This is a genomic window from Pseudomonas sp. GNP012 (assembly GCF_054343835.1).
This window is the reverse complement of the sequence record NZ_JBTGUU010000001.1, coordinates 5,337,333-5,360,045: the sequence shown is the minus strand read 5'-3', so window position 1 is coordinate 5,360,045 and position 22,713 is coordinate 5,337,333. Positions and strand designations below refer to the sequence as shown.

The 22,713-nt window shown below is 60.6% G+C and carries 19 protein-coding genes; 13 read left to right on the top strand and 6 right to left on the bottom strand.

From position 1 onward, the window contains the following. Positions 1 to 42: 42 nt before the first annotated feature. The 3 genes from ACXX83_RS24360 to aspA all read right to left on the bottom strand — a co-directional run bounded on the left by ACXX83_RS24360 (position 43) and on the right by aspA (position 4,591). The gene (locus ACXX83_RS24360; protein WP_458549791.1) at positions 43 to 1,047 is read right to left on the bottom strand and encodes an asparaginase; all 1,005 of its coding nucleotides are present in this window, start codon (positions 1,045 to 1,047) and stop codon (positions 43 to 45) included. Positions 1,048 to 1,186: 139 nt separating this feature from the next. Then, positions 1,187 to 2,635 carry an alanine/glycine:cation symporter family protein gene (locus ACXX83_RS24355; RefSeq protein WP_015097402.1) on the bottom strand — a complete coding sequence of 483 codons (1,449 nt, stop codon included), beginning with the start codon at positions 2,633 to 2,635 and terminating at the stop codon, positions 1,187 to 1,189. 531 nt (positions 2,636 to 3,166) lie between these two features. Continuing rightward, complete coding sequence (aspA, locus tag ACXX83_RS24350; RefSeq protein ID WP_003229645.1) at positions 3,167 to 4,591, bottom strand: aspartate ammonia-lyase; 1,425 nt, start codon at positions 4,589 to 4,591, stop codon at positions 3,167 to 3,169. 180 nt (positions 4,592 to 4,771) lie between these two features. Here aspA and ACXX83_RS24345 point away from each other — a divergent pair, with 180 nt between their 5' ends. The 5 genes from ACXX83_RS24345 to ACXX83_RS24325 all read left to right on the top strand — a co-directional run bounded on the left by ACXX83_RS24345 (position 4,772) and on the right by ACXX83_RS24325 (position 8,583). Then, positions 4,772 to 5,689 carry a LysR substrate-binding domain-containing protein gene (locus tag ACXX83_RS24345; RefSeq protein ID WP_458549790.1) on the top strand — a complete coding sequence of 306 codons (918 nt, stop codon included), beginning with the start codon at positions 4,772 to 4,774 and terminating at the stop codon, positions 5,687 to 5,689. A 332-nt stretch (positions 5,690 to 6,021) separates the two neighbouring features. Further along, positions 6,022 to 6,513, top strand: coding sequence for a 5-(carboxyamino)imidazole ribonucleotide mutase (gene purE / locus ACXX83_RS24340; RefSeq protein WP_007971731.1), 492 nt, complete (start codon positions 6,022 to 6,024; stop codon positions 6,511 to 6,513). Between the two features lie 11 nt (positions 6,514 to 6,524). Continuing rightward, complete coding sequence (locus tag ACXX83_RS24335; protein WP_458549789.1) at positions 6,525 to 7,607, top strand: 5-(carboxyamino)imidazole ribonucleotide synthase; 1,083 nt, start codon at positions 6,525 to 6,527, stop codon at positions 7,605 to 7,607. Positions 7,608 to 7,713: 106 nt separating this feature from the next. Continuing rightward, on the top strand, positions 7,714 to 7,959 hold the full coding sequence (locus ACXX83_RS24330) for a GlsB/YeaQ/YmgE family stress response membrane protein (protein ID WP_458549788.1): 246 nt from the start codon (positions 7,714 to 7,716) through the stop codon (positions 7,957 to 7,959). 87 nt (positions 7,960 to 8,046) lie between these two features. Next, entirely contained in the window at positions 8,047 to 8,583 is a 537-nt protein-coding gene (locus ACXX83_RS24325; protein WP_458549787.1) for a DUF3299 domain-containing protein, read from the top strand. A 116-nt stretch (positions 8,584 to 8,699) separates the two neighbouring features. On the opposite strand, the gene ACXX83_RS24320 is transcribed toward ACXX83_RS24325, so the two are convergent. Together ACXX83_RS24320 and ACXX83_RS24315 are read right to left on the bottom strand one after the other, a co-directional pair. After that, entirely contained in the window at positions 8,700 to 9,599 is a 900-nt protein-coding gene (locus ACXX83_RS24320) for a D-hexose-6-phosphate mutarotase (RefSeq protein ID WP_458549786.1), read from the bottom strand. Between the two features lie 68 nt (positions 9,600 to 9,667). Beyond that, complete coding sequence (locus tag ACXX83_RS24315; protein WP_007942704.1) at positions 9,668 to 10,072, bottom strand: acyl-CoA thioesterase; 405 nt, start codon at positions 10,070 to 10,072, stop codon at positions 9,668 to 9,670. Positions 10,073 to 10,435: 363 nt separating this feature from the next. Here ACXX83_RS24315 and ACXX83_RS24310 point away from each other — a divergent pair, with 363 nt between their 5' ends. The 8 genes from ACXX83_RS24310 to ACXX83_RS24275 all read left to right on the top strand — a co-directional run bounded on the left by ACXX83_RS24310 (position 10,436) and on the right by ACXX83_RS24275 (position 21,183). After that, positions 10,436 to 11,734 (top strand): MFS transporter, encoded by a 1,299-nt coding sequence (locus ACXX83_RS24310; RefSeq protein WP_458549785.1) that lies wholly within the window; start codon positions 10,436 to 10,438, stop codon positions 11,732 to 11,734. A 252-nt stretch (positions 11,735 to 11,986) separates the two neighbouring features. Continuing rightward, a complete protein-coding gene (locus ACXX83_RS24305; protein WP_015097393.1) occupies positions 11,987 to 12,988 on the top strand; it encodes a phosphate ABC transporter substrate-binding protein PstS in 1,002 nt (333 codons plus the stop codon). Between the two features lie 411 nt (positions 12,989 to 13,399). Next, positions 13,400 to 15,433, top strand: a complete 2,034-nt coding sequence (locus tag ACXX83_RS24300; protein ID WP_458550228.1) for an ABC transporter permease subunit — start codon at positions 13,400 to 13,402, stop codon at positions 15,431 to 15,433. Positions 15,434 to 15,448: 15 nt separating this feature from the next. Next, positions 15,449 to 17,119 carry a phosphate ABC transporter permease PstA gene (pstA, locus tag ACXX83_RS24295; protein ID WP_015097391.1) on the top strand — a complete coding sequence of 557 codons (1,671 nt, stop codon included), beginning with the start codon at positions 15,449 to 15,451 and terminating at the stop codon, positions 17,117 to 17,119. A 178-nt stretch (positions 17,120 to 17,297) separates the two neighbouring features. Next, positions 17,298 to 18,131 (top strand): phosphate ABC transporter ATP-binding protein PstB, encoded by an 834-nt coding sequence (pstB, locus tag ACXX83_RS24290; protein ID WP_007971742.1) that lies wholly within the window; start codon positions 17,298 to 17,300, stop codon positions 18,129 to 18,131. A gap of 114 nt (positions 18,132 to 18,245) precedes the next feature. Then, positions 18,246 to 19,007, top strand: coding sequence for a phosphate signaling complex protein PhoU (phoU, locus tag ACXX83_RS24285; RefSeq protein ID WP_015097389.1), 762 nt, complete (start codon positions 18,246 to 18,248; stop codon positions 19,005 to 19,007). Between the two features lie 168 nt (positions 19,008 to 19,175). Next, entirely contained in the window at positions 19,176 to 20,078 is a 903-nt protein-coding gene (locus ACXX83_RS24280; protein WP_458549784.1) for a response regulator, read from the top strand. Between the two features lie 208 nt (positions 20,079 to 20,286). Next, entirely contained in the window at positions 20,287 to 21,183 is an 897-nt protein-coding gene (locus ACXX83_RS24275) for a peptidoglycan DD-metalloendopeptidase family protein (RefSeq protein ID WP_458549783.1), read from the top strand. 127 nt (positions 21,184 to 21,310) lie between these two features. Here the strand turns inward: ACXX83_RS24275 and ACXX83_RS24270 are convergent, their stop codons facing one another. Continuing rightward, positions 21,311 to 22,651: a hemolysin family protein gene (locus ACXX83_RS24270; RefSeq protein ID WP_007975205.1), complete on the bottom strand. Its 1,341-nt coding sequence runs from the start codon at positions 22,649 to 22,651 to the stop codon at positions 21,311 to 21,313. Positions 22,652 to 22,713: the final 62 nt, after the last annotated feature.

Here is a 22,713-nt window from a genome sequence, read left to right as displayed (position 1 = left end):
CGTCTTCGCGAGCAAGCCCGCTCCCACAGGTTTTGTGTTTTGTCAGCTCAGTTCGCCGCAAAGGTCGAGTTCGACAAGCCGACGGACTTCGTCCGTTTCAAGCCCCGCCCCCAACAACCCATGCAACTTGCCGAACGCCGCCTCACGGGTCATGCCGCCACCGGACAGCACACCGACACCGCGCAAGCGACTGCCGGCCTCATAGACGTCCAGTTCAACCCCGCCTTCGTGGCATTGCGTCACCGCGACCACTACCACGCCGTTATCCCGAGCACGGCCGAGGCTGGCGAGGAACTCCGGGTTGTCGCTCGGCCCGGTGCCGCTGCCGTAGCACTCCAGTACCAGGCCTTGAATGCCGCTGTCGAGCAGGCCATCGAGGATCTCGGCAGCGATGCCAGGGAACAGCGGCAACACGGCAACCTTCGCCAGTTGTTTTGCCTGGTTGTAGTTCAACGCTGTTGGCAGCGAAGTGGTTTTCACACCACCGCCCTGACGCTCCAGGCGCTTGAACGGATGACGGCCAAAACTGCGAACCTTGGCGCAACGGGTCGGGTCCAGCAGTTCGCCGTGGAAGTACAGATGCACACCCGGCGCGAGGCCCTGACCCAGTGCAACCAGCGCGCCCCCGAGGTTCTCCCAGGCATCGCTATCGGTGACGCCGGCCGGCAGCATGGAACCGGTAAAACACACGCGGGCATGCAGGCCGAGCAACTGGAAGCTCATGGCGGCGGCACTGTAGGCCAGCGTGTCGGTGCCATGCAGGATCAGCACGCTGTCGCAGCCCTGAACATCCACCGCATCGACCACCGCTTCACGCAACTGCTGCCAGTACGCCGGGGTCATGTTGGCGCTGTCGATCAGCGGCGACATCTCGCGAAAACGCCACTGCGGCACGACAAGTTCGGGCTGGCTGTGCAGGTATTCGCGCATCCGCGCTTCAAAACCGGACGCCGGCGCAAGGCCGTTGGCGCTGGCTTGCATGCCAATGGTACCGCCGGTGTAGAGCACCATGACGTGCTGGGCGGCAGGGTAGGTCGACGAATTCATGGAGGTGCTCCGAGAACGGTGAGTTCCTGTGGGAGCGAGCCTGCTCGCGAAAGCGGTGTATCAGTCGACATCAATTTCGAATGTCAGTCCGCATTCGCGAGCAGGCTCGCTCCCACAAGGGATTGTGCACTTTAACCGATCAGCGTTGCGCTGCGGTCACGCCTTGCGGCTCAGCCTGATTCTGCGCGGCGGCTGGCGGGTTGGCCGGCCATGCCTGGCGATCCAGATCCAGGTCCGGGAACTTCGCGGAGTCGAACACCGGCGTCTTGATGCCAGCGGCGCGCTGGTCATCGTAGTCACGCAGGATGCGCATGCCGACCTTGAACAGCAGGAACAGCGCGATCAGGTTGACGAACGCCAGCATGGTCATGGTGATGTCGGCGAAGGCAAATACGGTACCGAGGTTTTCGATGGCGCCCCAGAAGATCAGCACCAGTACCAGCGCGCGATAGCCCATCAGCGCCTTGCGGTTTTCACCGATCAGAAAGCGCAGGTTGTTCTCGCCCAGGTAGTAGTTGTAGAGGATCGAGGTGAATACGAACAACGCCAGGGCCACGGAGATGAACATCCGACCCCAGTCACCAACCACGGCGGCCAGCGAGTTCTGGGTCAGGGCAATGCCGTCGCCTTCGAAGCCCGGGGTGTAGAAACCCGAAAGCAGGATCAGCAGCGCGGTGCAGGTGCAGATCACGAAGGTGTCGAGGAACACGCTGAACGCTTGAACCACGCCTTGCGCCACCGGGTGCTCGACCGCCGCCACAGCCGCCACGTTCGGCGCGCTGCCCAGGCCTGCTTCGTTGGCGAACACACCACGTTTCACACCCATGACGATGGCGCTGCCGATCAGGCCGCCGAAGGCCTGGTCCAGACCGAAGGCGCTCTTGACGATAGTGATCAGCATGCCCGGTACCTGGTCGAACTGCAGCACGATCACGTAGATGGTCACGCCGATATACACCAGGGTTTTCACCGGCACCAACAGGTCGGCAACCTTGGCGATACGCTTGATCCCGCCGATGAATACCAGACCCAGCAGCACGGCCAGACCGATGCCGGTGTAAGTGGTATCAAGGCCGAACGCGTTGTTCAGCGAGTGCGTCACGGCGTGCGCTTGCAGGCCGTTGAAGGCGAAGCCGAACGTCACCAGCAACAGGAACGCCATGAGCATGCCCAGCCAGCGTTTCTGCAGGCCGTGCTGGATGTAGTAGGACGGGCCGCCCCGGAAGGTGCCGTCGGAGTCAGTGCGCTTGTACAGCTGACCGAGGGAACATTCGAAGAAGCTGCTGGACATGCCGACCAGTGCGGTCACCCACATCCAGAACACCGCGCCAGGCCCGCCGAGTGTCACGGCAATGCCGACACCGGCAATGTTGCCCGCACCGACGCGGCCGGCGAGGCTGAGCATCAGGGCCTGGAATGAACTGAGTTGCCCCGCGCTGCTTTTGAGGCTGTCGCGGAACACCGCGAACATGTGGAAGAAGTGACGCAATTGAACGAAACGCGAGCGGATCGTGAAGTAGCTACCGAGCCCGACAATGAGCACGATCAGTACTTTCCCTGAGAGGAAGTCGTTAATGACTTCGAGCATGGATTATTCCTCGCTGTTTTTTGTGTTGGCAAATGCTTGCCGGGCAGACACATCGAGTTACACCGGTGGGCGCACGGCACAACGGGCGGTTCGAAGTTCGTCCCGGTTTCCATATCGCGGGTTTGTTATTAGTTCGGGTTTCGCATGGGTTGTGGTCTCGCTACCGACGACCGCTCACGCGAAGAGGGGCGGCACTATACCGATGACAGTGCCGTCCGTCTGCACGGTTGTGGTGCATGCGGTGAAACGAAGCCGTTGAAACACCTGACATTTTTGCTGTCAGGCTATGTGGGAGCTGCTCTGGGTGGGAGCGGGCTTGCTCGCGAAAGCGGTGTATCAGACACATCATTGTTGAATGTGCCGCCGCCTTCGCGAGCAAGCCCGCTCCCACATTGGTCAGTCCCCAGACATACGGTTTTCACTGGCAAACGGTTAAAAAAAAGGGCCTGGAGAATGATCTCCAAGCCCTCAAAAGGTGAGAGGTGTCTAGTCCCTCGACCTGGTGAGCGGTGCTACAAGTAACGCGTCGGGTTAGGCCTTCAGGGGCACCAGACGCGGAGCAATCATGTTTTCCGGGCGCAGGATGTCGGCGAGCATGGCTTCGTCGAGCAGACCTTCTTCGCGCACCAGTTCCAGCACGCCGCGGCCGCTTTCGAGGGCGATACGGGCGATGCGGGTGGCGTTTTTGTAGCCGATGTACGGGTTCAGCGCGGTGACCAGGCCGATCGAGTGCTCGACCAGTTCACGGCAGCGTGCTTCGTTGGCGGTGATGCCGACGATGCAGTGCTCGCGCAGCATGTCCATGGCGCGTTGCAGCAGGCGGATCGAATCGAGGATCTTGAAAGCGATCAGCGGTTCCATCACGTTCAGTTGCAGCTGGCCGCCTTCGGCCGCCATGGTCAGCGCCAGATCGTTACCGATGACCTGGAAGGCCACTTGGTTAACGGCTTCCGGAATAACCGGGTTGACCTTGCCTGGCATGATCGAGCTGCCTGGCTGACGCGCTGGCAGGTTGATCTCGTTGATGCCGGTGCGTGGACCGCTGGACAACAGACGCAGGTCGTTGCAGATCTTCGACAGCTTGACCGCGGTACGCTTGAGCATGCCGGAGAACAGCACGAAGGCGCCCATGTCGGAGGTAGCTTCGATCAGGTCGGCTGCCGGAACCAGCGGCTGACCGCTGATCAGGGCCAGGCGCTGTACAGCCAAGGCCTGATAGCGCGGGTCGGCGTTGATGCCGGTGCCGATCGCGGTGCCGCCCAGGTTCACTTCAGTCAGCAGTTCCGGGGCCAGCGTCTTCAGACGGGCCAGGTCTTCGCCCATGGTGGTGGCGAACGCACGGAACTCTTGACCCAGGGTCATCGGTACGGCGTCTTGCAGCTGGGTACGACCCATCTTCAGGACGTGGTTGAATTCTTCACCCTTGGCTGCGAACGCCTGAATCAGGCTGTCGAGGCTGGCGAGCAGGGCGTCGTGACCCAGCAACAGACCCAGACGGATCGCCGTCGGGTAGGCGTCGTTGGTCGACTGCGCCATGTTCACGTCGTCGTTCGGGTGCAGGTACTGATATTCGCCTTTCTGGTGACCCATGGCCTCCAGCGCGATGTTGGCGATCACTTCGTTGGCATTCATGTTGGTCGAAGTGCCAGCGCCGCCTTGAATCATGTCCACCACGAACTCTTCGTGGAAGTCGCCGCGGATCAGACGTGCACAGGCTTCGCTGATGGCAGCGTGCTTGGCTTCGCTCAGGTGACCCAGCTCACGGTTGGCGTCAGCAGCGGCCTGTTTGACCATGGCCAGACCGACAACCAGTTTCGGGTAGTGCGAAATCGGAACGCCCGAAAGGCGGAAGTTGTTCACCGCTCGCAGGGTCTGGATACCGTAATACGCTTGAGCCGGTACTTCGAGGGCGCCAAGCAGGTCATTTTCTGTGCGGAATGATGCAGCGGAGGACATGATAGAAATCATCTCAATATGGACCCGGGCTGTGCCGGAACGCTGTGAATGCTAGGCTTGTGCAGGATTTTGGGCCAATGCTGTTAAACACTAGCCTATGCACATTCGGCATAATGCCCGTGTGACGCCGGCTTGACGGCGAGCGTGTGACCTAAATTGGTGCGTGTCCGGGAGGACGTGATGAATCTGGAAAGCAAATGGCTGGAGGACTTTAGTGCCCTGGCTGCCACCCGCAGCTTCTCCCAGGCAGCCGAACGGCGCTTCGTGACGCAACCGGCGTTCAGCCGGCGAATCCGCAGCCTGGAGGCGGCGTTGGGGCTGACTCTGGTCAACCGCTCGCGTACGCCGATTGAACTGACGGCGGCGGGACAATTGTTTCTGGTCACGGCACGCACCGTGGTCGAGCAACTCGGCGAAGTATTGCGCCATCTGCATCATCTGGAAGGCGGGCAGGGCGAAGTGATGCAGGTGGCGGCCGCACACTCGTTGGCGCTCGGTTTCTTTCCGCGGTGGATTGCGCAGTTGCGCAACGAAGGCTTGAACATCGCCACGCGACTGGTGGCAACCAACGTCGGCGACGCGGTGCATGCCTTGCGCGAAGGCGGTTGCGATCTGATGCTGGCCTTCTACGATCCGGACGCCGCGATGCAGATGGACCCGGAAATCTTCCCCTCCCTGCACCTTGGCCACACCGAAATGCTGCCGGTCTGCGCGGCGGACGCCGACGGCAAGCCGCTGTTCGATCTGGAAGGCGAAGCCAGCGTACCGCTGCTGGCTTATAGTGCCGGGGCATTTCTCGGCCGCTCGGTGAACATGCTGCTGCGCCAACGGGCGCTGCGCTTCACCACCATCTATGAAACCGCCATGGCCGACAGCCTGAAAAGCATGGCCCTGGAAGGCCTGGGCATTGCCTGGGTGCCGCAGCTCAGTGTGCGCGCCGAACTGGCCCGTGGTGAACTCGTGGTCTGCGGCGGCCCGCAATGGCATGTACCGCTGGAGATTCGCCTGTATCGCTGCGCGTTGGTGCGCAAGGCCAACGTACGATTGCTCTGGCGCAAACTCGAAGGTGGCGCGGCGCAGGGCACGACCGGTACCTGAGGTCGATGAAGATCCAGTGTGGGAGCGAGCCTGCTCGCGAAAGCGTCAGGACAGTCAATGTCGATGTCGACTGCACCACCGCATTCGCGAGCAGGCTCGCTCCCACAAGGGATTCGCGGTGTGTTCCATTGACCTCAGAGTCAATAAAACCGCCGCTTTGCGGCAGATGACAGATGGTCGCAACAGGGGCTGTTTATTGGCTTCATTGAGGTATACTGCGCGGCCTTCGGCCGGTTACGACTGGCCATAATTCGTACAATCAAGCCACGCATCCTGCGTGGCTTGTTGTTTTTTGATGCGCCTGCGGGCGCCCAGAGAGAAGAGGCACGACGATGAGTGCACTGGTTGGCGTGATCATGGGCTCCAAGTCCGATTGGTCCACCCTTAGCCACACCGCCGATATGCTGGAAAAGCTCGGCATCCCTTACGAGGTGAAAGTGGTTTCTGCCCACCGCACCCCGGACCTGCTGTTCCAGTACGCCGAAGAGGCCGAAGCACGGGGCATCGAGGTGATCATCGCCGGTGCCGGTGGCGCGGCCCACTTGCCAGGCATGTGTGCAGCCAAGACCCACTTGCCAGTGCTGGGCGTACCCGTTCAGTCCGCAATGCTTTCGGGCGTTGATTCGCTGCTTTCCATTGTGCAGATGCCAGCAGGCATTCCGGTTGCCACCCTGGCCATCGGCAAGGCCGGTGCGATCAACGCAGCGCTGCTGTCGGCGAGTATCCTTGGCGCCAAGCACCCGCAGTTCCATGCGGTGCTGAAAACCTTCCGTGCTGAGCAGACAGACAGCGTCCTGGAAAATCCAGACCCACGCATCGCCTGAGGTTGTTGACGATGAAGATCGGTGTAATCGGTGGCGGCCAGTTGGGCCGCATGTTGGCGTTGGCGGGCACTCCGCTGGGCATGAACTTCGCTTTCCTGGACCCGGCGCCGGATGCTTGCGCAGCCGCGTTGGGCGAACACCTGCGAGCCGACTACGGCGATCAGGATCACCTGCGCCAGCTGGCCGATGAAGTCGATCTGGTGACTTTCGAGTTCGAAAGCGTTCCGGCGGAAACCGTCGCGTTCCTCTCGCAATTCGTCCCGGTCTACCCGAGCGCCGAAGCCTTGCGCATCGCCCGCGACCGCTGGTTCGAGAAGAGCATGTTCAAGGACCTGGGGATTCCTACCCCGGCGTTCGCCGACATCCAGTCCCAGGCCGACCTGGACGCCGCTGTGGCCTCCATCGGCCTGCCGGCGGTGCTCAAGACCCGTACCCTGGGTTACGACGGCAAGGGCCAGAAGGTCCTGCGCACCCCTGAAGATGTGGTCGGCACCTTTGCCGAGCTGGGCAGCGTGGCCTGCCTGCTGGAAGGCTTCGTGCCGTTCACCGGTGAAGTCTCCTTGATCGCCGTGCGTGCCCGCGACGGTGAAACCCGCTTCTACCCGCTGGTACACAACACCCACGAAAGCGGCATCCTCAAGCTGTCCGTGGCCAGCACCGATCACCCGTTGCAAGCCCTGGCCGAAGACTACTCCAGCCGTGTGCTCAAGCAGCTGGATTACGTCGGCGTGATGGCGTTCGAGTTCTTTGAAGTCGACGGTGGCCTCAAGGCCAACGAAATCGCCCCGCGCGTGCACAATTCCGGGCACTGGACCACCGAAGGCGCTGAGTGCAGCCAGTTCGAAAACCACTTGCGGGCCGTTGCCGGTCTGCCGTTGGGTTCGACGGCCAAGGTCGGCGAAAGCGCGATGCTCAACTTCATCGGCACAGTGCCAGAGAGCGAGAAGGTCCTGACCATCGCTGACTGCCACCTGCATCACTATGGCAAGGCGTTCAAGGTCGGCCGCAAGGTCGGTCACGCCAACCTGCGTTGTGCAGACCGCGAGACGCTGGCGGCACAGATCCTAAAGGTTCAAGCACTGATCGCCGAATAGTTTTATCTGGCAATGGCGGAACCTTCGGGTTGCGCCGTTCTCTCATGGCAGGTTGCGAAAGTCTGACTAGGCTTTCGGATAGCTACTTCATTGAGAGGAGAATGCCATGGGATTAATCGGAACCATCTTTATCGGCTTGATCGTCGGTCTGCTGGCTCGGTTCCTGAAACCGGGCGATGACAGCATGGGCTGGATCATGACGATCCTGCTCGGTATCGGCGGTTCGCTGGCGGCCACCTATGGCGGCCAAGCCCTGGGCATCTATCAGGCTGGCCAAGGTGCAGGCTTCATCGGGGCGCTGGTGGGCGCTGTTGTGTTGCTGGTGATCTACGGACTGATCAAAAAGAACTGATCCAGACGATAAAGCCCTCTCCGCCAAGCCGGTCGGGAGGGCTAGAATGTTCGGCGTTTCCTGTTCTTCCCATTGCCGAGCACTTTCATGCGCCGTCTTTTGCTGACTCTTGTTTTACTGGGTACGGGCTTTGCCCATGCCGGCGAACTGCCGGAGACCGATTGGCTCGAACTGATGCCCAAGTCGGACCAGAAGGCCCTCGAGGCCATGCCCGAAATCGACCACGACTCCCCTGAAGCCAATGGCACCTTCACCGACAAGGGCGGGATGAAGCAGGCCAAAGGCTTGCCGGCGGTGATGTACTCGACCAAGACCGTTGCTTCGATGAACGACAAGAGCATCCGCATTGGTGGTTACCCGGTGCCTCTGGAGTCAGACGCCCAAGGCCGCAGTACGTTGTTCTTCCTGGTGCCGTACCCGGGTGCCTGCATCCATGTGCCGCCACCGCCGCCAAACCAACTGGTGCTGGTGCGCTATCCCAAGGGTTTGAAGCTGGATGATATCTACACGCCGCTGTGGGTCACCGGTACGCTGAAAATCGAAAAGGTCAGCAATGACCTGGCGGATGCGGCGTATGCGCTGGATGCGCAGAAGGTGCGGGTGGTGAAAGAGTCAGACTTGTAGAAATATAAATGTGGGAGCGGGCTTGCTCGCGAAGAGGGAGTGTCAGTCGCCATCAATGCTGACTGATACACCGCTTTCGCGAGCAAGCCCGCTCCCACATTGGTTTCAGGTGTTACTTAGAGCGGCGCGCTACCGATGCTGACACCCAAGGTGTGGCTAGCACCTGCTGCGAGCGTCACCACATCGCCCATCACATTCGCCGTCTCGATGCACAGCATGCGCTGCCAGCCGTCGTCGGCCATGTCGCTGAACGCAGCGGCGCGGTCGATCCACGGGTTCCAGATCACTGCCGTGCGCGATCCGCTGCTGGTCAGTACGATGCGCCGTTCCCAGGCTGGATCGACGATGCACAACTGTGGCGGGGCGTCGAGGTAGATGCGGTCGGTCTCGCCGGTAAAACGCAGATCACCGGTCTGGGTGACGGTTTTCCAGTTATCCAGGGTTTCGATGTAGTTGAGGCGGTCCACACCTTCGACGTGCACCTCGCGCACATCGCTGACGGCAAAGTAACTGTGCAGCGCCTGGCTGATGCTGACGGTATCAGTGCCCCGGTTGTGGCTGGTCAGCTGGATGTGCAATTGCTCATCGAGGCGAATGGTCATAGTCAAATCCACCTGGTGCGGCCAGCCAGGAAAGCCGCCTTCGGGGTAGGGCAGGAGGAATTCGACCTTCAGGCTTTCGCCTTCGGCTTCGATGCCACCCAGTTCCCAATCCATCGCTCGCACGAAGCCGTGAGCCGACGGCGCATCATTGCTGACACGCATCGCCTTGACGCTTTGCGGGTTGCGGTCGAAGGCACCGAACCACGGCCAGCACACCGGTACGCCGGCGCGGATGCTCTTGCCGGTCTTGAAGACGGCCTCGTCGTTGAGCCAGATCAGCGGCGGCTGGCCAGCCAGCTGATAGCTGAGGATGTGCGCACCTTGCTGGGCCACCAGTAATTCAGCCTGACCGTGGCGGATGCGCCAGCAGTTCAGTTCATCCAGTTTTACGGCTTCAACATTGGGCGTGCTCATGGGACAGCTCTCGATCAGTAACGTGGACGACTATCGACCGCAAAACGGCTACCAGGTTTAGAAACTCTTTATCGAGCCCTGGGCGGAACCGAGCGGGTACGACCGCTGCCGTCGATGGCAACGAACACAAACACCGCTTCGGTTACTTTACGCCACTCGCTGGACAGTGGATCGTCGCTCCAGACCTCGACCATCATCTTGATCGAGCTGCGGCCGATTTCCAGGGCCTGGGTATAAAAGGAAAGCTGAGCGCCCACCGCCACCGGAACCAGAAATGCCATGCGGTCGATTGCAACGGTGGCAACGCGCCCGCCGGCGACCTTGCTGGCCATCGCAGTGCCTGCCAAATCCATCTGCGCCACCAGCCAGCCGCCGAAAATGTCGCCAAAGCCGTTGGTTTCGCGAGGGAGCGCGGTGATTTGCAGGGCCAGGTCGCCTTGCGGGATCGGATCTTCTTGTTCGAGCTCTATCATGCCGGGGGTGCCTCTGACCCGTGACTCTTCGTTGGTATTGCTGGTGGTAGCCGTCTTCGGGAAAAACGATTCAGCACCGAACATACTGCGTTCGTCACGTTTTCCATAAGGCGCCTAAAGGGAAACTCTGCGAAATCGCCTATGAACCTGACAGGCGTTTTCGCACAGCAACCCTCAAAAACCGGAGCAAGGCTGCGAGTATATCGGTCGGTAGACTCCGCGACGACCGTCCGGTTCTCATTTTGACCGTCAAAAACGCACCTCTATGTGCTTTTTCGAACAATTTGCTATCGTGCCGGACCTGCCCAGACCTCAACCAGCGTTGTTGAGGTTGCAGATCCGACTATAAGAGAAGCCCTTGCCATGACCACAGCGCCCTCGAGCATCGCGCAGCCAGAACAACCCGCACGTCCGCTGACCCGCAACGACTACAAGACACTATCTCTGTCTGCCCTGGGCGGCGCGCTGGAGTTCTACGACTTCATCATCTTCGTGTTCTTCGCCACGGTGGTGGGCAAGCTGTTCTTCCCGGTGGACATGCCTGAGTGGCTACGCCTGATGCAAACCTTCGGCATCTTCGCCGCCGGCTATCTGGCACGGCCGCTGGGCGGCATCGTGATGGCGCATTTCGGCGACCTGCTGGGCCGCAAGAAAATGTTCACCCTGAGCATTTTCATGATGGCCGTGCCGACCCTGATCATGGGGTTGTTGCCGACCTATGCGCAGATCGGCATGTGGGCACCGATCCTGTTGCTGCTGATGCGGGTGATCCAGGGTGCGGCCATTGGCGGTGAGGTGCCGGGGGCGTGGGTCTTCGTTTCCGAACACGTGCCGCAGCGTCATATCGGCTACGCCTGTGGCACCCTGACCAGCGGTCTGACGGCGGGCATCCTGCTCGGCTCGCTGGTCGCCACGGCGATCAACAGCCTCTATACCCCGGTGGAAGTGTCGGATTACGCCTGGCGGATCCCGTTCCTGCTGGGCGGCGTGTTCGGACTGTTCTCGGTGTACCTGCGTCGCTGGCTGCACGAAACCCCGGTGTTCGCCGAGCTGCAACAGCGCAAGGCCCTGGCCGAAGAGGTGCCGCTGCGCGCGGTGCTGCGTGACCATCGTGGCGCCATCGCCATTTCGATGCTGCTCACCTGGCTGCTGTCTGCCGCCATTGTGGTGTTGATCCTGATGACCCCGACTGTGTTGCAGACGGTCTATCACTTCTCGCCAACCACGTCCTTGCAGGCGAACAGCCTGGCGATCGTCTTCCTGAGCTTTGGCTGTATCATCGCCGGCGCGCTGGCGGATCGCTTCGGCGCAGGGCGAGTCTTCGTCCTGGGCTGCGCTGCGTTGCTGGCCAGCTCCTGGACCTTCTACCACAGCCTGGCTGACAATCCGGACTGGCTGTTTCCGATGTACGCGCTGACGGGTCTGTTAGTCGGCACCATCGGTGCGGTGCCGTACGTGATGGTGAAGGCGTTCCCGCCAGTGGTGCGTTTCAGTGGCCTGTCGTTCTCCTATAACGTGGCCTACGCCATTTTCGGCGGTCTGACGCCAATGATCGTCAGTCTGCTGCTCAAGGAAAGCCCGATGGGGCCGGCCTACTACGTGGCGGTGCTGTGCGGGGTCGGGATTCTGGTGGGGGCATATCTCTGGAAAAAAGGGCGCTAAGCGGCCTTTCTCAGCGACTGCACTGACGCCTTCGCGAGCAAGCCCGCTCCCACCTTCGATCGCATTTCTCCTGAAGGAACGCGGTCAACTGTGGGAGCGGGCTTGCTCGCGAATGCAGGCGACGCGAATCATCCTGCAAAAAATCCAAATACTGGCCTTTCATCCAATTGTCATATTTCAGCCATAGAGTGTTCACACGGCCTGCTGATACTTGGCCCCGACTTAACACACCCTATCTGCTAGGAGTAAGGCATGAAACTGAAGCGTTTGATGGCGGCAATGACTTTTGTCGCTGCTGGCGTTGCGACTGCCAACGCGGTTGCCGCTGTTGACCCTGCTATCCCGAGCTACACCAAGACCACTGGTGTGTCGGGCAACCTGTCCAGCGTCGGCTCCGATACCCTGGCCAACCTCATGACCCTCTGGGCTGAGAACTACAAGAAAGAATACCCGAACGTAAACATCCAGATTCAGGCCGCCGGTTCTTCTACCGCGCCACCTGCGCTGACAGAAGGCACCGCTAACCTGGGCCCGATGAGCCGCAAGATGAAGGACAACGAGCTGCAAGCCTTCGAAACCAAGTATGGCTACAAGCCGACCGCAATTCCGGTTGCCGTGGACGCCTTGGCCGTATTCGTGCACAAGGACAACCCTATCAAGGGTCTGACCATGGCTCAGGTCGACGCGATTTTCTCCTCGACTCGTCTGTGCGGCGCCAAGACCGATGTCAAAACCTGGGGTGACCTGGGCGTGACCGGTGACCTGGCCAACAAGCCAGTTCAACTGTTTGGTCGTAACTCGGTATCCGGTACCTACGGCTACTTCAAGGAAGAAGCCCTGTGCAAAGGCGACTTCAAGCCAAACGTCAACGAACAGCCAGGTTCGGCTTCGGTTGTGCAGTCGATCAGCAGCTCGCTGAACGGCGTCGGCTACTCGGGCATCGGGTACAAGACTGCCAGCGTGAAAACCGTTGCCCTGGCCAAGAAAGATGGCGGTGAATTCATCGAAGACACCGAAGAAAACGCCCTGAACGGCAAGTACCCGCTGTCGCGTTTCCTCTACGTTTACGTCAACAAAGCTCCAAACAAGCCTCTGGCTCCGCTGGAAGCCGAGTTCGTGAAACTGGTTCTGTCGAAACAGGGCCAGGAAGTTGTAGTGAAAGACGGCTACATCCCACTGCCAGCCAAGGTTGCTGCAAAAGCTCTGGCTGACCTGGGTCTCGCGGAAGGCGGCGCTGAAGTCGCAAAAAAGTAACAAATTGAGTCCGAGGTGAACCCCTCGGACTCACATGGGGGCGGCAGGAGTCGCCCCCATACACCTCTAATTCTCTATCCACTGCTGGTTACCGCCAGCGGCGGATTTGTTGCGTCACTGCATTGTCATCTTTCTGTCATACAGGATCGCTAGGGTGTGCGCATGAATGATCTGGCCAATTCCAACATGACTACTAATCCCCCCAAGCGAATTGACTTCAATACGCCTGAGCTACAACGCAAGCGTCGCATCCGCGCGCTCAAGGATCGCTTCACCCGCTGGTACGTCCTTATCGGCGGCCTGGCGGTGCTGGCAGCCATCACACTGATCTTCTTCTTCCTTGCCTACATTGTCGCGCCCCTGTTCCAGGGTGCCAGCCTGACCGCCAAGGACGCTATTACGCCAGCCTGGATGCAAGACGCCGGCAAGCCGCTGATGATCTCCCTGGAAGAGCAGAACCAGGTGGCGATGCGGGTTTCCGACAAGGGCCAGGCATTGTTCTTCGACATCGACAGTGGCGCCGAACTCAAGCGCGTCGATTTGCCGGTTCCGGCCGGCACCACCGTGACCTCCATCGGTGAAGACCAGCCAGGCCACCCGCTGGTGGCGGTGGGTCTGTCCAACGGTCAGGCACTGGTGTTCCGTCACACCTATAAGGTCAGCTACCCGGAAGGCAAGAAGACCATTACCCCGGCCGTCGAGTACCCGTATGGCGAAGCGCCAATCTCGGTGAACGAAGCCGGCGGTGTGCTGGAGCACGTCAGCCTCAACGCCAACGATTCGACCCTGATGCTGGTGGGCTCCACCGGTTCGCAACTCAATGTTCTGTCGCTGACCAGCGAAGAGAACATGATGACCGGCGAAGTCACCAACGAGCAGAAGCGCATCGACCTGCCGCAGATGACCGAGCCGGTGAAGAGCATCTTCGTCGACCCGCGTCAGCAGTGGCTGTACGTGATCAACGGGCGTGCCCAGGCCGACGTGTTCAGCTTGCGCGACAAGAGCCTCAACGGTCGCTACAAACTGCTTGAAGACGGTGAAGCGCAAGTCACCGCCAGCACCCAGCTGGTGGGAGGCATCTCGCTGATCATCGGTGATTCCAGAGGTGGTCTGGCCCAGTGGTTCATGGCCCGCGATCCCGATGGCGAACAACGCCTGAAGCAGATCCGCACCTTCCAGATGGGCACTACGCCGATCGTTGAAATCACCGCCGAAGAGCGCCGCAAGGGCTTCGTTGCCCTGGACGCTTCCGGCAAGCTTGGCGTGTTCCACAGCACTGCCCACCGCACCTTGCTGGTGGAACCAGTCGCTGAGGGCCAGGGCGTTTTCGGTCTGTCGCCTCGCGCCAACCGCGTAATCGTTGAAGCCGGCGGCAAGCTGCATCCGCTGCTGCTCGACAACCCGCACCCGGAAGTGTCGTGGAGTGCGTTGTGGAGCAAGGTCTGGTACGAGAACTACGACGAGCCTAAATACGTCTGGCAATCGACCGCCGCCAACACCGACTTCGAACCCAAGCTGAGCCTGTCACCGCTGACCTTCGGTACCCTGAAAGCCGCGTTTTACGCCATGTTGCTGGCCGCTCCACTGGCCGTTGCCGCTGCAATCTACACCGCGTACTTCATGGCCCCGGGCATGCGCCGCAAGGTCAAGCCGGTGATCGAATTGATGGAAGCGATGCCGACGGTGATCCTCGGTTTCTTCGCCGGCCTGTTCCTCGCACCCTATGTGGAAGGACACTTGCCGGGCATCTTCAGCCTGCTGATGTTGCTGCCGATCGGCATTCTGGTCGCCGGTTTCACCTTCAGCCGCCTGCCTGAGTCAATCCGCCTGAAAGTCCCGGACGGTTGGGAAAGTGCGCTGCTGATTCCGGTGATCCTGTTTGTGGGCTGGCTGTCGCTGTACATGAGCCCGTTCATGGAGAACTGGTTCTTCGGCGGCGACATGCGCATGTGGATCTCCCACGACCTTGGCATCACCTACGACCAGCGCAACGCCCTGGTGGTCGGCCTGGCCATGGGCTTCGCGGTCATCCCGAACATCTATTCCATCGCCGAAGACGCCGTGTTCAGCGTGCCGCGTGGCCTGACCCTGGGCTCCCTGGCCCTCGGTGCCACGCCGTGGCAGACCATGACTCGCGTGGTGATCCTCACCGCGAGCCCGGGCATCTTCTCGGCGTTGATGATCGGCATGGGCCGTGCGGTCGGTGAAACGATGATCGTGCTGATGGCCACCGGTAACACCCCGGTCATGGAAATGAACCTGTTCGAAGGCCTGCGCACACTGGCCGCCAACGTCGCGGTGGAAATGCCGGAGTCGGAAGTCGGCGGCAGCCACTACCGTGTGCTGTTCCTCTCGGCGCTGGTGCTGCTGTTGTTCACCTTCGTCATGAACACCCTCGCGGAACTGATTCGTCAGCGTCTGCGCAAGAAATACTCGTCGCTTTAAGAAAGGTAGAAGTCTGTGAAACAGAACTCCCTGAAAGGATGGTTCAAGAGCGGCGCCCCCGGCGTCTGGATCAGCGGTGGCGCGGTGTCCATCGCGGTCATCATGACCATTGGCCTGCTGGCAGTGATTGCCGTGCGCGGCCTGGGTCACTTCTGGCCGGCGGATCTGATCCACGCCAGCTACGACGTACCGGGCCAGGGCCAGCACCTGGTGATCGGCGAAATCGTACAGAAGGAAGAAGTGCCACGTGCTCGTCTGAAGAGCGCCGGCCTGCCGGTGCCTGACGAAGGCCCTGAGTTCATGACTCGCGAGCTGATCAAGGTCGGCAACCGTGACCTGAACGGCAATGACTTCACCTGGGTCGTCGGCGAGTGGCTGACCAACCAGACGACGCCGCCGGAGCTGATGGCGATCGAGCGGCGTGAGTGGGGCAACTTCTACGGTTACCTGGTCAACGTCAAACAGGATGGCAAGGTCATCGCTGAAGGCGAAGCCGCATGGCCAGAGTTGCAAGCCCGTGTCGACCGCGTGAACAAGCTGGCCGCACAGCTCAAGAGCCTGGAAAAAACCGACATCGGCGCGATCAACGCCGGTCTCGAGCGCGTTCGCCTGCACGGTCGCAAGCTGGAGCTGGACGGCAAGCTCGACGCCGCCGCACAAGCGGACATGGAATCGGAGCGCGCCGAACTCAATGCCCGCTATCAGGATGTTGAAGCGCGCCTGAACGATCTGCATGCGCAGTTCAACCGCGACAGCCTGACTGCCCGCGATGCGAACGGTAAGGAAATCGAAATCGGCATCGGAAAAGTGGTTCACGCCTACCAGCCGAACGCCATGAGCACGACCACCAAGATCGGTTTCTACTTCAGCAAGGTCTGGGAGTTCCTGAGCGACGACCCGCGTGAAGCGAACACCGAGGGCGGTATCTTCCCGGCGATTTTCGGCACCGTGATGATGACCCTGATCATGGCGATGATCGTGACCCCGTTCGGCGTGCTGGCGGCGGTGTACCTGCGTGAGTACGCCAAGCAGAACACCCTGACCCGTGTGATCCGCATCGCGGTGAACAACCTGGCCGGTGTTCCGGCCATCGTTTACGGGGTGTTCGGCCTGGGCTTCTTCGTCTATGTGCTGGGCGGCTCGCTCGACCGTCTGTTCTTCCCGGAAGCCTTGCCGGCGCCGACCTTCGGCACGCCGGGCCTGCTCTGGGCTTCGCTGACCCTGGCGCTGCTGGCAGTGCCGGTGGTGATCGTGGCCACTGAAGAAGGTCTGGCCCGGATTCCTCGCACCGTGCGTGAAGGCTCGTTGGCCCTCGGCGCGACCAAGGCTGAAACCTTGTGGAAGATCGTATTGCCGATGGCCAGCCCGGCAATGATGACCGGCATGATCCTCGCCGTGGCTCGTGCCGCGGGTGAAGTGGCGCCGCTGATGCTGGTGGGTGTGGTGAAACTGGCGCCGTCGTTGCCGGTGGACGGTAACTACCCGTATCTGCACCTGGACCAGAAGATCATGCACCTGGGCTTCCACATCTATGACGTCGGCTTCCAGAGCCCGAACGTCGAAGCCGCACGACCGCTGGTATACGCCACGGCGCTGCTGCTGGTGCTGGTGATCGCGACGCTGAACCTGTCGGCGGTGTACATCCGTAACCACCTGCGCGAGAAGTACAAGGCGTTGGACAGCTGATTTCCAATGTGGGAGCGGGCTTGCTCGCGAAAGCGGTGGGTCAGGCACATTGATGTTGAATGTGCCGGCCTCTTCGCGAGCAAGCCCGCTCCCACACTGGACCGCGTCCACCGGAATATTGATGGGAACTGCAATAAGCAGCGTTCCGAACCGAATTTGTTAGCACAGGGAGCCTCCCATGCAGCACGAAGCACATACCCACGGCATCAACATGTCGGCACTGGGTCGCGACAAACAGAGCCTGAACCTTGAGCAGGAAACCGTAGCCATCGAAGTACCGGGCCTGAGCCTGTTCTACGGTGAGAAGCAAGCGCTGTACGACGTCAGCATGAACATCCCGAAACAGCGCGTGACCGCCTTCATCGGCCCGTCCGGCTGCGGCAAGTCGACGCTGCTGCGCACCTTCAACCGCATGAACGACCTGGTGGATGGCTGCCGCGTCGAGGGCGAGATCAACCTGTACGGCAACAACATCTACCGCAAGGGCGAAGACGTGGCCGAACTGCGTCGTCGCGTCGGCATGGTGTTCCAGAAGCCCAACCCGTTTCCGAAAACCATCTACGAAAACGTGGTTTACGGCCTGCGCATTCAGGGCATCAACAAGAAGCGCGTGCTCGACGAAGCCGTCGAGTGGGCACTCAAGGGCGCGGCGCTGTGGGACGAAGTCAAAGATCGCCTGCACGAGTCGGCACTGGGCCTGTCCGGTGGTCAGCAGCAGCGTCTGGTGATCGCCCGCACCATCGCCGTTGAGCCAGAAGTGTTGCTGCTCGACGAACCCTGCTCGGCACTCGACCCGATCTCCACGCTGAAAGTCGAAGAGTTGATCTACGAACTGAAATCCAAGTTCACCATCGTGATCGTGACCCACAACATGCAGCAGGCGGCGCGGGTTTCCGACTACACGGCGTTCATGTACATGGGCAAGCTGGTGGAATTTGGCGACACCGATACCCTGTTCACCAACCCGGCGAAGAAGCAGACCGAAGACTACATCACGGGCCGGTACGGCTAGCCGTACAGCCGCAAGCGTCAAGCTACAAGCGGCAAGTAGAAGCGATCCGAGTAACGACACAAATCAGCTTGCAGCTCGTAGCTTGCAGCTCACAGCTTTTGCGGAGCAGACAACATGATTTCTAAGGAAGGCCTTACACACCACATCTCCCAGCAGTTCAACGCCGAACTGGAGGAAGTGCGCAGCCACCTCCTGGCCATGGGCGGGCTGGTCGAGAAGCAGGTCAACGACGCGGTCACCGCGCTGATCGAGGCCGACTCCGGCCTGGCCCAGCAGGTGCGCGAGATCGACGACCAGATCAACCAGATGGAACGCAACATCGACGAAGAATGCCTGCGCATTCTGGCCCGTCGTCAGCCAGCAGCGTCCGACCTGCGGCTGATCATCAGCATTTCCAAATCGGTGATCGACCTGGAGCGCATCGGTGACGAAGCGACCAAGATCGCCCGTCGCGCCATTCAGCTATGCGAAGAAGGCGAGGCACCGCGCGGTTACGTCGAAGTGCGCCACATCGGTGACCAGGTGCGCAACATGGTCCGTGATGCATTGGACGCCTTTGCCCGTTTCGATGCCGAACTGGCCTTGTCGGTGGCGCAGTACGACAAGATCATCGACCGCGAATACAAGACCGCCCTGCGTGAGCTGGCGACCTACATGATGGAAGATCCGCGTTCTATCTCGCGGGTTCTGAGCATTATCTGGGTACTGCGTTCGCTGGAGCGTATCGGCGACCACGCGCGCAATATCTCGGAGCTGGTGATCTACCTGGTACGCGGCACCGACGTGCGGCATCTGGGGCTCAAGCGCATGAAGGAAGAAGTCGAAGGAACAACCGGCGAAACCGCTAATGTTCCGGGCAAAACTGACGATAAGTAAGGTTGCCCAAGTAAAGCGCCCGGCCTGTTGGCCGGGCGTTTTTGTTTGTGGCCTACGTATTCGAAAAGCAGCACCCGTGAACGAAAAGTCCGGCGTGACTGAAGGTTTTTTGGCAATGTGCCATCAGCAAGGCGGTATGCTGGCCGGGATTTTTTAAAGGGGTGGTGGATGATTAAGGTCAGTGTGTTGGTCGTGGACGACGCGTCGTTCATTCGTGACTTGGTGAAAAAGTGCCTGCGCAATTATTTCCCTGGCATGCGGATCGAAGACGCGATCAACGGCAGAAAGGCCCAGGCCATGCTGGCCAAGGAAGCATTCGATCTGGTCCTGTGCGACTGGGAAATGCCGGAAATGTCCGGCCTGGAACTGCTGACCTGGTGTCGTGAGCAAGACAGCCTCAAAGCCATGCCCTTCGTGATGGTGACCAGCCGTGGCGACAAAGAGAACGTCGTCCAGGCGATCCAGGCCGGGGTATCCGGTTATGTCAGCAAGCCGTTCACCAACGAACAACTGATCACCAAGGTCAAGCAGGCGCTGCACAAGGTCGGCAAACTCGATGCCTTGATCAACGTCGCCGCGACCAAAACCAGCCCCGCATTCGCCAACGACTCCCTGGCCGCCCTGACCGCTGGCAAGGCCCCCGTCAACACGCCAACAGCTGCGCCCGCACCGTCCAAAGGCTTGCTCAACAGCCCGCCGGTCAAGGCGCCTGCGGCCTCTTCAGTACCCGCCAGCGGCCGTGGCCAGGGTCAACTGCGTTTGCCGAACGGCATCCAGCAGTGCGTGATCAAGGCCCTGAGCCTCAAGGAAGCCCTGTTGGTGGTCAAGCGCACCGAGACCCTGCCGCAGATCCTCGACAGCGCCGTGCTGGACCTGGAGCAAGGCGACAATGCCGAAATCGCCCGCCTCAACGGCTATCTGCATGCTGTCGTGGCCCACGAACCGAAGCCCGACAGCGACTGGCTGCAACTGACCTTCCGCTTTGTCGATCAGGATGCGCAGAAGCTCGATTACATCTCGCGCCTGATTGCGCGGGGGACGGCGCAGAAGCACTTCATACCTGGCGCTTGATACAACGTCGCCTGACAGTCCGCTTTCGCGAGCAGGCTCGCTCCCACATTTGTAATGCGTTCTCATGTGGGAGCGAGCCTGCTCGCGAAGGGGCCGACACTGTTACCGCAAATCCGCGGAACACCTTTTCTGAAACATCTGCCGACTACCCGGGTCCATAGCAGCTGCTAGGCTCCATCTCAGTTCCCACTCGACAGAATCCTTGCTCATGTTCACGCGCCTGCTGTTTTTCTGTGGCCTGTTCATGGTCGCCACCTCGGCCGTGGCCATGACCATCTACAAGTCCAAAGACGCCAATGGCGTGGTTTCCTACAGCGACCGCCCGAGCAAAGGCGCCCATGTGCTCGTTTTCCGCGATGGCATGGTCGAGCACCTTGAGCGTCAGGTGCGCCTAATCATCATGAAGAAGAACGGCGTGCACAGCGTGTATGTGCGCAATGACCTGTATGCACCAGTAGAGGTCGAACTGAGTTTTGCCGGGGTGAAGAACGCCAGCGGTGTGCCGGGCAGGACGATTCGGCGCGTGATACCGATGCGCAGCAGCGTTCGCCTGGCGCAGCTCACGGCGGCCAAAGGTGGAAGGCCGCTGGCGTACGTCCCGAAGTTCAAGTATTCCCTGGGCGACCCCTCAGGACCCACGGTGGGCTACCGGTACCCGTTGCCCTGGCGTGGCGGCCCGTTCCGGATCAGTCAGGGTGCCAACGGGCCCTACAGCCACTTTGGCCCCAAGAGCCGTTACGCCATAGACATTGCGATGCCCGAGGGCACGCCGATCATTGCCGCGCGAGGCGGGGTGGTGGTGAAGACCGAGAACAGACAGAGCGGGCGCGGCACCGACGCTTCCGGCAATTTCGTGCGGGTGCTGCATGATGACGGGACCATGGGTGTTTACCTGCACCTGAAGAAGGGCTCGGTCCGCGTTCGGGAAGGTCAGCGGGTAACGGTAGGCAGTGCTTTGGCGTTGTCCGGCAACACCGGCAACAGCACCGGGCCGCATTTGCACTTCGTGGTGCAGCGCAATACCGGGTTGGGGCTGGTGTCGATTCCGTACCAGTTCAACCAGCCGGTGGGTGCTTTGCCCAACTTTGCGTTGGGCGGGAAGTGAGGCGTTTCCTGGTCTGACGCCTTCGCGGGCAAGTCGGATCGCCGCACCGCTGCTCCCACAGGATCGCCACTGTACCTGTGGGAGCGGGCTTGCACGCGATGGGAGCGCTGCGAATCCGGAAAGCCAGTTAATCCAGCATCAACACCTTGGCCAGGACAATCTTCGGTCCCTTCATCTTCTTGATGATGATCCGCAGGCCTTCGACTTCCAGCACTTCTTCCTCTTCCGGAACGCGCTTGAGGCTCTCATAGACCAGCCCGGCAAGGGTTTCGGCTTCGACGTGGTCGAGGTCGATGCCCAGCAGTCGTTCAACCTTGAACAGCGGCGTATCGCCCCGTACCAGCAACTTGCCCGGCTGGTACGCGAGGATCCCGCGCTCGGCCTTGCGGTGTTCGTCCTGGATGTCGCCCACCAGCACTTCCAGCACGTCTTCCATGGTCAGGTAGCCGATGATGTTGCCGTCGGCCTCTTCGACCACGGCGAAGTGCGAACCGCCCTTGCGGAACTGCTCCAGCAACTGTGACAGCGGCATGTGCCGTGACACGCGCTCCAGCGGGCGGGTCAGTTCGGCGAGGTTGAACGACTCGGGAATGTGGTCCAGCGCCGCCAGTTCCAGCAGCAGATCCTTGATGTGCAGCAGGCCGACGAATTCCTGGCGTTCGCTGTCGTACACCGGATAGCGGCTGAACTTGTGGCGACGGAACATCGCCAGGATCTGCTTGAGCGGTGCGTTGAACTCCAGGGTCACCAGGTCTTCGCGGGAGTTGGCCCAGTCGACCACTTCCAGTTCGCCCATCTCCACTGCCGAGGCCAGCACGCGCATGCCTTGGTCGCTCGGGTCCTGGCCACGGCTGGAGTGCAGGATCAGTTTCAGCTCTTCACGGCTGTAGTGATGCTCGTGATGCGGGCCGGGCTCACCTTGCCCTGCAATGCGCAGGATGGTGTTGGCGCTGGCGTTGAGCAGGTAGATGGCCGGGTACATGGCCCAATAGAACAGGTACAGCGGCACGGCGGTCCACAGCGACAGCAATTCGGGTTTGCGGATCGCCCAGGATTTCGGGGCGAGCTCACCGACCACGATGTGCAGGTACGAAATGATGAAGAACGCGGTGAAGAACGAGATGCCTTTGACCACTTCGGCCGATTCAACGCCGACAGCGCTCAACACCGGCTCAAGAATGTGGGCAAACGCGGGTTCACCGACCCAACCCAGGCCCAGGGAGGCGAGGGTGATACCCAATTGGCAGGCCGACAGGTACGCATCGAGCTGACTGTGCACGGTGCGCAGGATGTGCCCGCGCCAGCCGTTTTTGTCAGCGATGGCCTCGACCCGGGTCGAGCGCAGCTTGACCATGGCAAATTCCGCCGCAACGAAAAAGCCGTTGAGCAAAACCAGGATCAGAGCAAAAAGAATCATGCCGAAGTCGGCGAAAATTGTAGCGAGGGTCAAGCCAGGGGAAGGGTCCATGATGGAGTTTTGCGGGTTCCGTGTATTCGAGAGGGAAGAAAAATCCGCGCCTGAAGGGCAGG